Below are 13,937 nucleotides of genomic sequence, written 5' to 3'. Positions count from 1 at the left end.
CGCTACCGGTTTTCGTCGCCTATCGTCAGCCCGCCGGCCTTCATGATGCGTTGGGCGATCTCTTCGGCGGACTTGCCTTCGAAGCCATGTTCGCCCGCGACGATGCGCAGGTTGTCGCTTTCCAGCGGGGCCATGAGGGTGGCCGACGACAGCACCACGCCGTCGGCGCGCAGCTGGATGCGCTGGCCGACGCGCGCGCGGGTGAAGTCGGCCAGCGCCTTGGCGCTTTCCGGCTTCAGCGTGATTTCCACCGTGCGGGCCGAGGTGGCCGGATCGGCGCTCGCCGTCGCCTGCTGCGCCTGCAGCATGACCGTCTCGGCCTGCGCCGCGCAGGGCAAAAGCGCGGCCAGCAGGGCGGCGCGCAGCAAATGGCGGATGGGCGGCATGGAACTCTCCTTCCGGGCAATGGCCCGCGTTTTCGCATCCTAGCCTATCCCCTGGTGTTGTTAATCGGCCAGAAAATTCGACAAAAATGACGAATTTCTGAATAAAGCCTGACAAATAGTTGAATGCAATAATGGTAATGAATATCATTGGCCTTCTTATAAAACCAAGAGCGCATCCATAGCGCACCCGCCGCGGGGCGGTTTCCGAAAGAGTCCAATGAGCAAAGCAGAGAGTTTGACGGCCGGCGCCAAGGCCGGCGGCAGCATTTCGTCTACGAATTCCACGATCTACGCCGCGGTCTGCGGCGCCCTGATGTCGCCGGGCCTGGTCCTGGCGCAGGGCAGCCTGGCGCCGGGAGCGGTGCCGGAACTGTCGCCCGTGCAGGTGCAGGGCCAGGCGGTCAGCGACGGCTACGAGGCGAACGTCGCCTCGTCTCCCAAGATGACGGCGCCCCTGCTGGACACGCCGCGCTCGGTGACCGTGATCACCGAGCAGCTGATGCGGGACCGCGCCGCCTCGTCGCTGATGGACGTGCTGCGCACCGCGCCCGGCATCACTTTCGGCGCGGGCGAGGGCGGCACGCCCGCCGGCGACCGGCCCTTCGTGCGCGGCTACGAGGCCAGCACCGACATGATGGTCGACGGCATGCGCGACCTGGGCCGCTTCTCGCACGAGACCTTCAATCTGGAATCGGTCGAGATCCTGAAGGGCCCCAGCTCGGCCTACAGCGGGCGCGGTTCGACCGGCGGCAGCATCAACCTGGTCAGCAAGACGCCCAAGCTGGAAGACTTCGTCGAAGGCACGGTCGGCGTCGGCACCGACAAGAACTGGCGCCTGACCGGCGACGCCAACTGGGGGCTGGGCGAGAGTTCGGCGTTCCGCCTGAACTTCATGAAGCAGGGCGGCGACATCCCGGGCCGCGACCACGTCGAGACCGACCGCTGGGGCGTGGCGCCGTCGTTCACCTGGGGCCTGGGCACGCCGACCCAGGTCACGCTCAGCTACTACCACCTGCAGAACGACGACACGCCCGACCTGGGCATCCCGTTCAAGAACGAATCGCGCCCCGGGCGCGTGACGCCGCCCGACGTGGACCGCGACAACTACTACGGGCTGGTCGGGCGCGACTACCGCAAGAACCAGGCCGACATGGGCACCCTGATGGTGGAGCACAAGTTCAGCGACAGCCTGAAGCTGCGCAACGGCACGCGCTACACCCAGTCCAGCAACGAATACGCCATGACGCGCCCCTCGTTCGACAACTGCGCGGCGCGTACGGGCGGGCGGCCCAATCCGGCCTATGGCGTGGCGCCGTGCTCCACCGAGGCGCCGGGCGTGCAGATGACCAAGGCGCTGCGCACGCTGAACCAGACCAACCGGTCCTTCATCAACCAGACCGACCTGTTCGGCGAATTCCTCGCCGGCGGCGTGCGCCACAGCTATGCGGCCGGCCTGGAATACAGCAACGAGAAGATCATCAAGCGCGACGGCGTGCCCCGCGGCGGCTTCGACAAGGCCCTGATCGACGATCTCTACCACCCGAACCCGCACCAGGCCTATACCGGCAGCCTGAGCTGGGGCCCCAGGTACGACGCCGCCGAAACCATCACCCGCGCGGCCTACCTGTTCGACACGATGAAGTTCAGCGAGCAATGGGAGGCCAACGTCGGCCTGCGCTATGACAACTACCGCGTCACCAGCGGCGACGCGCAGCGCACCGACAATATGTGGAACTACCAGTTGGGCCTGGTCTACAAGCCCGCGCCCAATGGCAGCATCTACGTGTCCTACGGCACTTCGTCCAACCCGTCCGGCGAAACCGCGGCCCAGTCGGGCGGCGCCGACGGCGCGGCCGGCGGCCGCCTGACCGCGGACACGGCGCAACTGGCGCCGGAAAAGAGCCGCAGCATCGAAGTGGGCACCAAGTGGGACGTGTTCGACGAGCGCCTGTCGCTGACGGCGGCGGTGTTCGAGACCCGCAAGACCGACGCGCGCAGCGCCGACCCGATCACCGGCGACGTGACGCTGTCGGGCAGCAACCGCGTGCGCGGCATCGAACTGGGCGCGGCCGGCGCCATCACGCCGAAATGGCAGGTGTGGGCGGGTTACAGCTACATGGACCCCAAGGTCACCAGCTACCAGAGCGGCGGCACGGACTACAGCGGCAACCAGATGAAGTTCATTGCGCGCCAGAGCGCCAGCCTGTGGAGCACGTATCGCCTCATGCCCGAGTTGACGGTGGGCGCCGGCGCCACCTATACCGGCAAGCGCTACGTGGACGACGCCAACGTCTACCAGCTGCCCTCGTACTGGCGCTACGACGCGATGGCGTCCTACCAGTTCAACCGCAACTTCAGCCTGCAGCTCAACCTGAACAACCTGACCGACGAGACCATATACGAAGCCTCGCACGTGGGCCTGTTCAGCTACGTGGCGCCGGGCCGCTCGGCCATGCTGACCGCCACCTTCCGCTACGACTGAGGCGCGAAGCCGGCCCCACCGCGGGGCCGGCCATGATTGCGCGCCGGTCCGCCATGGTCAAGAATGTTGCTCACCGAGTGTCGGCAACATCAAAGGAGCAACCATGGCAGACATCAAATCCGAAACCCAGGCCCTGTTCGACCAGGGCCTGGAACTGCGCCGCGAGGTGCTGGGCAGCGAATACGTGGACGGCTCGATGGCCCGGGCCAACGAGTTCATGATGGCGTTCCAGCACATCACCACCGAGTGGTGCTGGGGCTACACCTGGGGCCGGCCCGGCCTGGAGAAAAAGACCCGCAGCATGCTGAATCTGGCCATGCTGACGGCGCTGAACCGTCCGGCCGAAATCAAGCTGCACGTCAAGGGCGCGCTCAACAACGGCGTGACGGTCGAGGAGATCAAGGAGATCCTGCTGCAGGCCACCGTGTACTGCGGCATTCCGGCGGGCCTGGACGCCTTCAAGGCCGCCAATCAGGTGCTGGAGGAAGAGGGCGCCTTCAAGGCTGACGCGTCGTAAGCCGGCGCCGCCCGCTGCGGCGGGCATGAGTCTGATAAAGCGCGGCGGCGTCCCGGACGCCGTGCTTTCGCTGGCATAGTCTGCGGCACTTCAACGGACGGATTCCGTCGCGCCAGCCGCATGACCCTACCACCGCAGTCCTTCCCGCGGGCGCTTCCATGAGCGCCGTCATCACGCTGCTGCGTCCGCAGCAATGGCTGAAGAACGGCTTCGTGCTGATCGGGCTGATCTTCAGCAACGGCTGGGCCGATCCCCGCCTGGTGTTCGCCGTGTGCGTGGGCTTCGTGGCGTTCTGCCTGGCGTCCAGCGCGGCCTACGTGCTGAACGATTACCACGACCGCGGCGCCGACGCCGCGCATCCCGTAAAGCGCCATCGTCCCATCCCGGCCGGCCGGGTCGGGCTGCGCGAGGCGCGCGCGCTGATGCTGCTGCTGGCCTGGGGCGCCCTGGCCATTCCGCTGGGCACGGGACAGTGGGCGGTGGCGCTGGCCGTGGCGGTCTATTTGCTGCTCAACGTCGCCTACAGCCTGAGCCTGAAGCATCACGTGCTGGTGGACGTGTTCTGTATTTCAGCCGGCTTCATGCTGCGGCTGGCCTGCGGCACGTATGCGGTGGGCGTCGCGCCCTCGCGCTGGCTGCTGCTGTGCAGTTTCATGCTGACCCTGTTCCTGGGGTTCGCCAAACGCCGCGCCGAAATCGCCGTGCGCGCCGAAGGCGCGCGCAGCGTGCTGCAAGACTACAGCGCCCAGCTGCTGGATGCGCTGGTCGCCATTACCGCCTGCGCCAGCCTGCTGGCCTACGGACTGTACACCGTGGACCCGGAGGTCGCGGCGCTGCACGGCACCGACCATCTCATCGCCACCCTGCCCATCGTCACCTTCGGGGTGTTCCGTTACCTGTACCTGCTGTACCGGGAAGGCGCGGGCCAGGAGCCGGGCCGCGATCTGCTGGCCGACGGCCAGATCCGCCTGGCGGTGCTGGCCTGGGCGGCGGCGGCCATCCTGTTGCTGGGAGCATGAACATGACTGCGCTGGCGCGAATGTTCGCCTTCGAGCGTCCGGGCTTGCGCCGGTTCCTCCTGTGCTGCGCCTATGTGGTGGTCGCGGCCGCGGCGTTCAACGGCTTCTACACCAAGTGGCGGCTCAATGACGGCAATCCGGCCCTGAGCCTGGCGCACATGGTGGAGGGCACGGCCCACCGTCCCTATGTGTACCGGCAATTCGTGCCCGCGCTGGCCAACGGCATCCAGGCGCTGCTGCCGCCGGCGATGGTGGCGCGCATCTCCGCGCGTCTGGCGCGGCCGGGGCGGGTCGACAGCCGCTGGGGACTGGCGATGCGCTATCCGGCCTCGGAATCGCTGATCCCCGCGGTCGCGCTGCGCTATCACCTCGTCTATTACCTGGCCTTTCTCGCGCTGGTGGCCGCGCTTTTCGTCATGCGGCGCGTATGTCTGCGGGCCGGCGCCGACCGGATGGGCGCGACCCTGGCGCCGGCCGCCGTCGCGCTGCTGCTGCCGTTCTTCCTGACCGGGGGCGGCTATTTCTACGACTTCTTCGAACTGCTGTTCATGATGGGCGCGGTGCTGCTGGCGCTGGGCGCGGATCGCCGCCGGCCGCTGCGCATGCTCGGGCTGCTGGTATTGACCGGCGTGGCGGCCTGGAACAAGGAAGCCTTTTTCTTTTTCGCGCTCTCGCTCTATCCGCTGTTGCGCCGCGGGCTGCCGCGCTGGCAGGCCGGCGCGCTGGTGATGGGCATGCTGGCGATAAGCGGCTGCGTATACCTGGCGCTGCGCTTGCGTTATGCCGGCAATCCGGGGGGAACCGTCAGTTATCAGCTGTTGCATACCCTGCGCTTTTACGTCAATCCGGGCAACTGGCTGCTGACGGAAAGCACCTACGGCGTGCTGCTGCCGCGCGGCTTCGGCATCGTGAGCGCGCTGGCGCTGGCCGGCGTGGCGGCCGCCGGCTGGGAGCGTCTGCCGCCGGCGCTGCGCCGGCACGCGCGCCTGGCCCTGTGGATCAATCTGCCGCTCTTCCTGCTGTTCTGCTCGCCGGCGGAAATGCGCAACCTGAGCATGCTGTACCCCACGCTGACATGCCTGATGGCCCTGGCGCTGGATCGGTGGGCGCGGGAACGGCCGCCGCCAACGGGTTAGCCCTAGGTGTGGGGAATCGTCAAAGTTGTATGATGACCCGATTACTTCCAGCGCTGTTTCCCATGTCCGAAGAAGCCCGCATCCGCGAAGAAATCTGCACGGTAGGCGCCAGCCTGTACGACCGCGGCTACACGGTCGGGGCGGCCGGCAACATCAGCGCGCGGCTCGACGACGGCTGGCTGATCACGCCCACCGACGCCTGCCTGGGCCGGCTGGACCCGGCGCAGCTGGCCAAGGTGGACGCGGCCGGCAACTGGGTGTCGGGCGCCAAGCCTTCCAAGACCCTGGCGCTGCACCAGGGCATTTACCGCGCCAGCCCGCAGTCGCGCGGCGTGGTCCATACGCATTCCACCCACCTGGTGGCCCTGACCCTGGCCGGCGTGTGGCGGACCGACGAAGTGCTGCCGCCCATCACGCCTTACCAGGTCATGAAGGTGGGGCGGATTCCGCTGATCGGCTATCGCCGTCCGGGCGATGCGCAGGCCGCGGCCGAGGTCGCGGCCGTGGCGGCGCAGGTGCGCGGGGCCTTGTTCGAGCGGCTGGGGCCGGTGGTGTGGGAGCGCTCCGTGTCGCACGCCTCTCATGCGCTGGAAGAACTGGAAGAAACGGCCAGGCTGTGGCTGATGAGCGATCCGCGCCCGCAGCCGCTGAGCGCCGAGGCCATCGAAGAACTGCGCGCCGTCTTCGGCGCGCGCTACTAGGAGCCGCCATGCCACGCCTGGCCGCCAACCTGAGCATGATGTATGCCGAGCACCCGTTCCTGGACCGTTTCAAGGCGGCGGCGGACGATGGATTTGCCGGCGTGGAGTTCCTGTTTCCCTACGAATTCGCGGCGGCCGACCTCAAGGCGCGGCTGGCCGATCACGGCCTGACGCAGGCCTTGTTCAATGCGCCGCCCGGCGATTGGGAAGCCGGCGAGCGGGGCATCGCCTCGCTGCCCGGCCGCGAGGACGAATTCCGCCGCGGCCTGGACCGGGCGCTGGAATATGCGGCCGCGCTGGGCTGCCGCCGGCTGCACGTGATGGCCGGCCTGATCCGCCCGGACCAGGACCGCGAGGCGCATCGCCAGGCCTATCTGGAGAACCTGGCGCGGGCCGCGCTGGCGGCGGCGCCGGCCGGCATCACCGTGGTGATAGAACCCATCAACCCGCGCGATATGCCGGGCTTTTTCCTCAACCGCCAGGACGAGGCCCAGGCCATCTGCGCCGAAGTCGGCGCCGACAATCTCAAGGTGCAGTTCGATATCTACCACTGCCAGATCGTGGAAGGCGACATCGCCATGAAGCTGCAGCGCGACATGGCGGGCATCGGCCACATCCAGATCGCGGGCGTGCCGGACCGCCACGAGCCCGACCTGGGCGAGCTGAACTACCCCTATCTGTTCGAGCGCATCGACGCGCTGGGCTACGCCGGCTGGATCGGCTGCGAATACCGCCCCAAGGCCGGCACCTCCGCCGGCCTGCGCTGGGCGCGACCCTATCTTTGCGGCACTGGGCACTCATCATGAAAATACTGATTACTGGCGGCGCGGGCTTTCTGGGCCAGCGGCTGGCGCGCAAACTGCTGGAACGGGGCGCGCTGGCGCTGGATGGCGGCGCGCCCCAGCCCATCGGCCGGATCGATCTGCTGGACGTGGCCGAGGCGGGCGCCTGCGCCGATCCGCGCATGCGGTCGCTGGTCGGCGACATCGCCGATCCGGCCGTGCTGCGCCAGGCCATCGACGCCGATACCCGCGTCATCTTCCACCTGGCCGCCATCGTCAGCGGCCAGGCCGAGACCGACTTCGACCTGGGGATGCGGATCAACCTGGACGCCTCGCGCGCGCTGCTCGAAACCTGCCGCCAGCTCGGCCATCGCCCGCGCGTGATCTTCACCAGTTCGGTGGCGGTGTACGGCGGCGACTTGCCCGAGACGGTGCGCGACGACACCGCGCTCAATCCCCGGTCGTCCTACGGCACGCAGAAGGCGATTGCCGAGCTGCTGCTGGCCGACTACACGCGGCGCGGCTACGTCGATGGCCGCGTGCTGCGCCTGCCGACCATCAGTGTGCGCCCGGGCCGTCCGAACGCGGCGGCCTCGTCGTTCGCCAGCGGCATGATCCGCGAACCGCTCAACGGCGAGGCGGCGGTCTGTCCGGTCGGCCCCGATACCCGGCTGTGGCTGCTGTCGCCGCGCGGCGCGATCCAGGCGCTGATCGCCGGCTGCGAGCTGCCGGCCGCGGCAGTGGCCGACCGCCGGCCGATCAACCTGCCGGGCGTGTCCGTCACCGCCGGCGACATGCAGCAGGCGCTGCGCGAGGTGGCCGGCGACGAGGTCGCCGACCGCATCGCCTGGCAGGCGGACGAACGGGTCGAGCGCATCGTCGGCAGCTGGCCCGGACGCTGGGACACGACGCGCGCGGCCGCGCTGGGGCTGCAGGGCGAGCGCGATTTCGCCGAAATCATCCGCGCCTACCTGGCCGACGACCTGCCGCGCTGATCGCCGGGCTTTCTGGATCTCCATACCATGAACCATCCGCAGACTACTCCGCGCCGCGTCGGCGTGATCGGCCTGGGCGCCATGGGCGCGGGCATCGCGCAAAGCCTGCGCCGCGCCGGCCACGAGGTGCATGCCTACGACATCCGGCCCGGCGTGGCCGAGGCCTACGCGGCCGAGGGCGGCGTGGCCTGCGCCTCGCTGGCCGAGATGGCGCAGGCCTGCGACATCGTGATCAGCGTGGTCGTCAACGCACAGCAGACCGAGGCGGTGCTGTACGGCGACGGCGGCATCGCCGCCGCGCTGCGCCCGGGCGCCGTGTTCGTGATGTGCTCCACCGTGGACCCGAACTGGTCGGTCGCGCAGGAGGCGCGCCTGGCCGGGCTGGGCGTGCTGTACGTGGACGCGCCCATCTCCGGCGGCGCGGCCCGGGCCGCCGCGGGTGAAATGACCATGATGACCGCCGCTCGGCCGGCCGCCTACGAGGCCTGCGGCGGCGTGCTGGAATCGATGGCCGGCAAGGTGTATCGCCTGGGCGACCGGGCGGGGGCGGGCAGCAAGGTCAAGATCATCAACCAGCTGCTGGCCGGCGTGCATATCGCGGTCGCCGCGGAGGCCATGGCGCTGGGCCTGCGCGAAGGGGTGGACGCCGACGCGCTGTACGAAGTCATCACCCACAGCGCCGGCAACAGCTGGATGTTCGAGAACCGCATGGCCCACGTCCTGGCCGGCGACTACACGCCGCTGTCGGCGGTGGACATCTTCGTGAAGGACCTGGGCCTGGTGCTGGACACCGCGCGCCACAGCAAGTTTCCGCTGCCGCTGGCGGCGACCGCGCACCAGATGTTCATGCAGGCCTCGTCGGCCGGGCATGGCCGCGAGGACGACAGTGCCGTGATCAAGATTTTTCCGGGAATCCTCCTGCCGGAGCCGAAATGAGCCTCAAACTGGGTTGCATCGCCGACGATTTCACGGGGGCCACGGACCTGGCCAACAATCTGGTGCGCGCCGGCATGCGCGCGGTGCAGACCATCGGCGTGCCGGGCGCGCCGCTGCGCGGCGACGCCGACGCAGTGGTGGTGGCGCTGAAAACCCGCACCCTGCCCGCCGACGAGGCCGTGGCGCAGTCGCTGGCGGCGCTGGACTGGCTGCAGGCGCAGGGCGCCGAGCAGATCTATTTCAAGTACTGCTCCACCTTCGACAGCACGCCGCGGGGCAATATCGGTCCGGTCATCGACGCCCTCATGGCGCGCCTGGGCACGGATTTCACCATCGCCACGCCGGCCTTTCCGGACAACGGGCGCACGGTGTTCAAGGGCTATCTGTTCGCCGGCGACGTGCTGCTGAACGAATCGGGCATGCAGCATCATCCGCTCACGCCCATGACCGATCCCAACCTGGTGCGCGTGCTGTCGGCGCAGACCTCGCGCAAGGTCGGGCTGATCGACTATGCCGTGGTGGCGCGCGGCAGCGACGCGATCGGCGCGCGCATGCGCGAGCTGGCATCCGAGGGCGTCGGGATCGCCATCGTCGATGCGGTCGGCAACGCCGACCTGCTGGCCCTGGGCCCGGCGCTGCGCGGCATGCCGCTGGTGACCGCCGGCTCGGGCGTGGCGATCGGCCTGCCGGCCAACTGGGGTTTGGCGCCCGGCGGGCGCGCCGCACGGGCGCGCGTGCCGGGGCCGCAGGCGGTGCTGGCCGGCAGCTGCTCGGCCGCCACCAACGGACAGGTCGCGGCCTTCATCGAAAGCGGACGGCCGGCGCTGGCGCTGGACCCGCTGCGGCTGGCGGCCGGCGACGACGTGGCCGGCGAGGCGCTGGCCTGGGCCGCGCCGCGGCTGGCCGACGGACCGGTGCTGATCTATTCCACCGCGCAGCCCGAGCAGGTGCGCCAGGCCCAGGGCGCGCTGGGCGCCGAACGCGCCGGCGCGCTGGTCGAGGCGGCGCTGGCGCGCATCGCGGCCGGACTGGTCGAACGCGGCGTGCGACAGCTGATCGTGGCCGGCGGCGAGACCTCGGGCGCGGTGGTGCAGGCGCTGGGCCTGGAGCAGATCGCCATCGGCGAACAGATCGACCCGGGCGTGCCGTGGTGCGCGGGCTATGCGCCCGCCGCGCAAGGGGACATCAGCATTGCGCTGAAGTCGGGGAACTTCGGTACACGGGATTTTTTCATCAAGGCATTCGCCAAGGCGTTTGCCTAACGATGCGCCTGCCGCAGCCGCCTGGCTGCGTTCACCATATGGATGCGGGCCGCTTCGCGCGCGCCGTCGACGTCCTTGTTGCGTATGGCTTCGACGATGGCGGCGTGTTCCTGCAGTACGTCGCGCATGAGGTTGGCGTGGCGCGCCTCGTTGCCGCGCGTGACGCGGGTGGCGGCTTCGAGGAACTGGCTGACGAAGGCCAGCGTGGTCAGGAAGTACGGGTTGCCGGTGGCGCGCGCGATGCTGCGGTGAAACGCCACGTCTTCTTTCACGCCGTCGCCGCCGTCCGCGACCGCCTGCGAGATCGCGGCCAGCGCCGCGTCGATGTCGGCCATGTCCTGCTTCTTGCGCATGGCGGCGGCCTGCGCGGCGATTTCGGTTTCCAGCGCGCGGCGCAGGTCCACGATATGCAGCACCGCCTCGATCGAGGACAGCTCGGCCGCGTCGATGCGCAGGGGGCGGTTGCCGGTGGCGGCGGTGACGTACACGCCGCTGCCCTGGCGCGCCTCGACCACGCCGTCCTGGCGCAGCCGGGACACGGCTTCGCGGATGACGGTGCGGCTGACGCCGAACTGCTGCGCCAGCGTGGTCTCGGGCGGCAGTTTGGCGCCGGGCGGCAGGCGGCCCGTGTCGATCTCGGCGCGCAGCTGCTTGGCGACCGTATCGGTCAGCGTGGGCGGGGAGGGAAGTCGGGGAAACGACATGGATGCGCAGCGCCTGGGAATGAGCCGCTCACGAGTCGGCGGGGCAGCGTCGATGATAACCGCTAGGCGCGCGCCGCGCGGCTCAGGGTTGCGCGGGCAGGCAGCCCTGGCTTTCCAGGTATTGCAGGAAACGCTGGTCGGCGGGGCTGAGGCCGGCCTGTTCGTGGCGGGCCAGGTAGACCGGCAGGACGATGGGCGGCAGCGGCAGTTCGGCCATGCCGGGGTCCTGCGCGGCATAGCGCCTGGGCAGCGCGCCGATGCCGGCGCCGGCGCGCACCAGCGCGGCCAGCGATTCGCAGTCCGGCGCCTCGGCCACGGTGGGGCCTTCCAGGCCGGCGCGTATGCGGTGCACGGACAGCGCGGCCAGCGGCGAGCCGGTCTGCTCGTCCTCGAAGCCGATCACCGGCGCGGCGTGCGGATCATCGGCGCCGTGGACCGCGCCGTGGCCCATATAGTGGCCCATTTCCTGGTCGAACAGCTTGCGCTGCACCAGCACCGGGCGCGCGTCGCGCGCCGACACCACGCCCAGCGTGGCGTGCTTCTGGGCGAGCTGGCCGAGGATGTCGGCGCAGGTTCCGCGCTTGACGCGAAAGCGCACCAGCGGATATTGCTGGCGGTAGCCGGCGATCAGGGCCGGCAGTTCCGGCCAATGGATATGTCCGCTCAGGTGCAGCGTGACGATGCCCTGCACCACGCCGTGGGCGGCGTCCAGCGCCTTGGGCAGCGCCGTGACGATGCCGTAGATATCGGCGCAGTGCCGGTACAGCACCTCGCCGGCGGCGGTGGGCTGGAAGGCGGCGGCGCCGCCGCGTTCGATCAGGCGACGTTCCAGGCGCTCCTCCAGCCGGCGCAGCGCGGCGCTGACTGAAGGCTGGGTCACCGACAGGCGGTGCGCGGCCAGCGTGATGCTGCGCTCCTGCACGATCACCATGAAGGTGCGCAGCAGGTTCCAGTCCAGCTGATTGGCGAATTTGTCCAGGAGAGCGGTCATGCCGGGCGACTCGTATCAGCGTGCAGTTTTACCATTCCCGGTCCGGCTTCGGTGTCAGGGCGCCGGCGCATACAGGTGGCAGCGCGCCTCGTGCGCCGCCCCGGTGGCGTACAGGCCGGGCTGCGCGGCGTCGCAGCGGCCCGCGATGGCCTTGCCGCAGCGCGAGGCGAAGGCGCAGCCGCGCGGCAGGTCGATGGGCGAGGGAATGTCGCCCTGCAGCGTGATGCGCCGCTCGGGCTGGCGGCCCTCCGGCACGGGGATGGCGTCGATCAGCGCTTCGGCATAGGGATGGCGGGGCTGGACGAACACTTCTTCGGTGGGGCCTTGTTCGACGATGCGGCCCAGGTACATGACCGCCACGCGCGGGCACAGGGCGCGGATCACGGCCAGATTGTGCGAGATGAACAGATAGGAAAGGTTGAAGCGCGCCTGCAGCTCTTTCAGGAAGCTCAGGATCTGCGCCTGCACCGATACGTCGAGCGCCGAAGTGGGTTCGTCCAGCACCAGCAGCCTGGGCTTGAGCGCGATGGCGCGCGCGATGCAGACGCGCTGCTTCTGGCCGCCGGACAGCTCGTGCGGATAGCGGCTCAGGAACTGGGCCGGCAGGCCGACCATCTCCATCAGTTCGGCCGCCTGCGCGCGCAGGCGCGCGCCGCGCAGGTCGGTGTGCAGGATCAGCGGCTCGGACACGCTGCGCAGAATCGTCATGCGCGGATTCAGCGCGGAATGCGGGTCCTGGAAAATGAACTGCACCGAGCGGCGCAGCGCGCGCAGGTCGCGCGGGCTCAGCCGGGTCACGTCGCGGCCGTCGAAGTGCACGCTGCCGCTGGTGGGGTCCAGCGCCCGCGCGCACAGGCGGCCCAGCGTGGACTTGCCGCAGCCGGACTCGCCCACCAGCCCCAGCGCCTGGCCGGGTTCGATGCCGAAGCTCACGTCGCTGACGGCGTGCAGGCTGCGGCCGTCGTTCATGCGGAATTCTCGGGAGACGGAGCGCAGTTCAAGCAGCATGGGCATCGGGCTCGTGGGCCGGGCGCCGGGCCAGCAGCAGGCAGGCGGCGCTGTGTTGAGGGGCTAGGGAAACCGTGGCCGGCCGCTGTTGGCTACAGGCGGGCACGGCCGCGCTGCAGCGCGCCTGGAAACGGCAGCCGGCCGGCGGATGCAGCAGGTTGGGCACGGTGCCGGGAATGCCGGCCAGCATCTGCGCCGGCTTGCGCGGATGCGGCACGGACGCCAGCAGGCCGCGGGTGTAGGGATGGCGCGGATCGTCGAACAGGCTGGCGACCGGCGCGGTTTCGACCACGGTGCCGGCATACATCACCGCGACGCGATCGCACACGCGCGAGATCACGCCCAGGTCGTGCGAGATCAGCAGGATGGCCAGGCCCAGGTCGCGCCGCAGTTCGTCCAGCAGGTCCAGGATCTGCGCCTGGATGGTGACGTCCAGCGCCGTGGTGGGCTCGTCGGCGATCAGCAGCGACGGCGAGCCGGACAGCGCCATGGCGATCAGCACCCGCTGGCGCTGGCCGCCGGACAGCTGGTGCGGATAGCGGGCCAGCTGCGTGTCCGGATTGGGCAGGTGCACGCGCGCCAGCATGTCCGCGGCCAGTTGCCGGCGCTGGCGCGCGCTGCGGCGTTGCGCGCGCGGCTTGGCGGCGTCGTGCGCGGCGATCACGGCCGACATCTGGTCGCCGATGGTGAACAGCGGGTTCAGGTACGTCATGGGGTCCTGGAAGATCATCGCGATCTCCACGCCGCGTATCCTGCGCATGGCGGCTTCGTCCAGGCCCAGCAGACTCTGCCCGCGGTAGCGCAGGTCGCCGCCGGCCACGCGCGCCGGCGGGCTGGGCACCAGCCCCAGCACGCTTTTGGCGGTGACCGACTTGCCGCAGCCGGTTTCGCCCACGATGCCCAGGCTTTCGCCCGGGGCGATGCTGAGCGTGACGCCGTCGAGCGCCTGGTAGCAGCCATCGAAGGTGTCGAAATGCAGGCGGAAGTCGTCGAATTCCAGCAGGGGAGCCGTCATGGT

At 69.6% G+C, this 13,937-nt stretch carries 14 protein-coding genes; 9 read left to right on the top strand and 5 right to left on the bottom strand.

Annotated features, from left to right (window positions below):
• Nucleotides 1–2 precede the first annotated feature (2 nt).
• Entirely contained in the window at nucleotides 3–386 is a 384-nt protein-coding gene (locus tag A6B37_RS20905) for a hypothetical protein (protein WP_111826812.1), read from the bottom strand.
• A 217-nt stretch (nucleotides 387–603) separates the two neighbouring features.
• Between A6B37_RS20905 and A6B37_RS20900 the strand changes: the two genes are divergently transcribed.
• The 9 genes from A6B37_RS20900 to otnK all read left to right on the top strand — a co-directional run bounded on the left by A6B37_RS20900 (nucleotide 604) and on the right by otnK (nucleotide 10,216).
• The gene (locus A6B37_RS20900) at nucleotides 604–2,868 is read left to right on the top strand and encodes a TonB-dependent siderophore receptor (RefSeq protein WP_111826811.1); all 2,265 of its coding nucleotides are present in this window, start codon (nucleotides 604–606) and stop codon (nucleotides 2,866–2,868) included.
• A gap of 103 nt (nucleotides 2,869–2,971) precedes the next feature.
• Nucleotides 2,972–3,385, top strand: coding sequence for a carboxymuconolactone decarboxylase family protein (locus tag A6B37_RS20895; RefSeq protein ID WP_102775324.1), 414 nt, complete (start codon nucleotides 2,972–2,974; stop codon nucleotides 3,383–3,385).
• A 158-nt stretch (nucleotides 3,386–3,543) separates the two neighbouring features.
• Nucleotides 3,544–4,404, top strand: coding sequence for a decaprenyl-phosphate phosphoribosyltransferase (locus A6B37_RS20890; protein WP_111826810.1), 861 nt, complete (start codon nucleotides 3,544–3,546; stop codon nucleotides 4,402–4,404).
• A 2-nt stretch (nucleotides 4,405–4,406) separates the two neighbouring features.
• Nucleotides 4,407–5,540 (top strand): hypothetical protein, encoded by a 1,134-nt coding sequence (locus A6B37_RS20885; protein WP_246842535.1) that lies wholly within the window; start codon nucleotides 4,407–4,409, stop codon nucleotides 5,538–5,540.
• Nucleotides 5,541–5,602: 62 nt separating this feature from the next.
• Nucleotides 5,603–6,241: an aldolase gene (locus A6B37_RS20880; protein ID WP_111826808.1), complete on the top strand. Its 639-nt coding sequence runs from the start codon at nucleotides 5,603–5,605 to the stop codon at nucleotides 6,239–6,241.
• An 8-nt stretch (nucleotides 6,242–6,249) separates the two neighbouring features.
• A complete protein-coding gene (otnI, locus tag A6B37_RS20875) occupies nucleotides 6,250–7,047 on the top strand; it encodes a 2-oxo-tetronate isomerase (protein WP_102775328.1) in 798 nt (265 codons plus the stop codon).
• Nucleotides 7,044–8,018 carry a D-erythronate dehydrogenase gene (gene denD, locus A6B37_RS20870; protein WP_111826807.1) on the top strand — a complete coding sequence of 325 codons (975 nt, stop codon included), beginning with the start codon at nucleotides 7,044–7,046 and terminating at the stop codon, nucleotides 8,016–8,018. Before otnI ends, denD begins: the two co-directional genes overlap by 4 nt.
• A gap of 27 nt (nucleotides 8,019–8,045) precedes the next feature.
• Nucleotides 8,046–8,954: an L-threonate dehydrogenase gene (gene ltnD / locus A6B37_RS20865; protein ID WP_111826806.1), complete on the top strand. Its 909-nt coding sequence runs from the start codon at nucleotides 8,046–8,048 to the stop codon at nucleotides 8,952–8,954.
• Complete coding sequence (gene otnK, locus A6B37_RS20860; RefSeq protein WP_111826805.1) at nucleotides 8,951–10,216, top strand: 3-oxo-tetronate kinase; 1,266 nt, start codon at nucleotides 8,951–8,953, stop codon at nucleotides 10,214–10,216. The genes ltnD and otnK overlap by 4 nt, the downstream gene beginning before the upstream one ends.
• Here the strand turns inward: otnK and A6B37_RS20855 are convergent.
• From A6B37_RS20855 to A6B37_RS20840, 4 genes are all read right to left on the bottom strand, one after another.
• Nucleotides 10,213–10,920 (bottom strand): FadR/GntR family transcriptional regulator, encoded by a 708-nt coding sequence (locus A6B37_RS20855; protein WP_102775332.1) that lies wholly within the window; start codon nucleotides 10,918–10,920, stop codon nucleotides 10,213–10,215. The two genes, otnK and A6B37_RS20855, sit on opposite strands and share 4 nt — an antisense overlap.
• Before the next feature lie 82 nt (nucleotides 10,921–11,002).
• A complete protein-coding gene (locus tag A6B37_RS20850) occupies nucleotides 11,003–11,911 on the bottom strand; it encodes a LysR family transcriptional regulator (RefSeq protein ID WP_102775333.1) in 909 nt (302 codons plus the stop codon).
• A gap of 54 nt (nucleotides 11,912–11,965) precedes the next feature.
• The gene (locus tag A6B37_RS20845; RefSeq protein ID WP_246842534.1) at nucleotides 11,966–12,919 is read right to left on the bottom strand and encodes an ABC transporter ATP-binding protein; all 954 of its coding nucleotides are present in this window, start codon (nucleotides 12,917–12,919) and stop codon (nucleotides 11,966–11,968) included.
• Nucleotides 12,909–13,934, bottom strand: coding sequence for an ABC transporter ATP-binding protein (locus tag A6B37_RS20840; RefSeq protein WP_102775335.1), 1,026 nt, complete (start codon nucleotides 13,932–13,934; stop codon nucleotides 12,909–12,911). The genes A6B37_RS20845 and A6B37_RS20840 overlap by 11 nt, the downstream gene beginning before the upstream one ends.
• Nucleotides 13,935–13,937: the final 3 nt, after the last annotated feature.

The organism is Achromobacter sp. HZ01, assembly GCF_003267925.1.
Taxonomy (GTDB): Bacteria; Pseudomonadota; Gammaproteobacteria; order Burkholderiales; family Burkholderiaceae_B; genus Achromobacter; species Achromobacter pulmonis_A.
The sequence above is the reverse complement of the archived record's forward strand: the minus strand, read 5'-3'. Positions and strand labels throughout refer to the sequence as shown.

Bases quoted from the DNA above. Each gene is read 5' to 3' on its own strand.
- A6B37_RS20905 (WP_111826812.1), bottom strand. From the start codon at position 386: ATGCCGCCCATCCGCCATTTGCTGCGCGCCGCCCTGCTGGCCGCGCTT.
- A6B37_RS20900 (WP_111826811.1), top strand. From the start codon at position 604: ATGAGCAAAGCAGAGAGTTTGACGGCCGGCGCCAAGGCCGGCGGCAGC.
- A6B37_RS20895 (WP_102775324.1), top strand. From the start codon at position 2,972: ATGGCAGACATCAAATCCGAAACCCAGGCCCTGTTCGACCAGGGCCTG.
- A6B37_RS20890 (WP_111826810.1), top strand. From the start codon at position 3,544: ATGAGCGCCGTCATCACGCTGCTGCGTCCGCAGCAATGGCTGAAGAAC.
- A6B37_RS20885 (WP_246842535.1), top strand. From the start codon at position 4,407: ATGACTGCGCTGGCGCGAATGTTCGCCTTCGAGCGTCCGGGCTTGCGC.
- A6B37_RS20880 (WP_111826808.1), top strand. From the start codon at position 5,603: ATGTCCGAAGAAGCCCGCATCCGCGAAGAAATCTGCACGGTAGGCGCC.
- otnI (WP_102775328.1), top strand. From the start codon at position 6,250: ATGCCACGCCTGGCCGCCAACCTGAGCATGATGTATGCCGAGCACCCG.
- denD (WP_111826807.1), top strand. From the start codon at position 7,044: ATGAAAATACTGATTACTGGCGGCGCGGGCTTTCTGGGCCAGCGGCTG.
- ltnD (WP_111826806.1), top strand. From the start codon at position 8,046: ATGAACCATCCGCAGACTACTCCGCGCCGCGTCGGCGTGATCGGCCTG.
- otnK (WP_111826805.1), top strand. From the start codon at position 8,951: ATGAGCCTCAAACTGGGTTGCATCGCCGACGATTTCACGGGGGCCACG.
- A6B37_RS20855 (WP_102775332.1), bottom strand. From the start codon at position 10,920: ATGTCGTTTCCCCGACTTCCCTCCCCGCCCACGCTGACCGATACGGTC.
- A6B37_RS20850 (WP_102775333.1), bottom strand. From the start codon at position 11,911: ATGACCGCTCTCCTGGACAAATTCGCCAATCAGCTGGACTGGAACCTG.
- A6B37_RS20845 (WP_246842534.1), bottom strand. From the start codon at position 12,919: ATGCTGCTTGAACTGCGCTCCGTCTCCCGAGAATTCCGCATGAACGAC.
- A6B37_RS20840 (WP_102775335.1), bottom strand. From the start codon at position 13,934: ATGACGGCTCCCCTGCTGGAATTCGACGACTTCCGCCTGCATTTCGAC.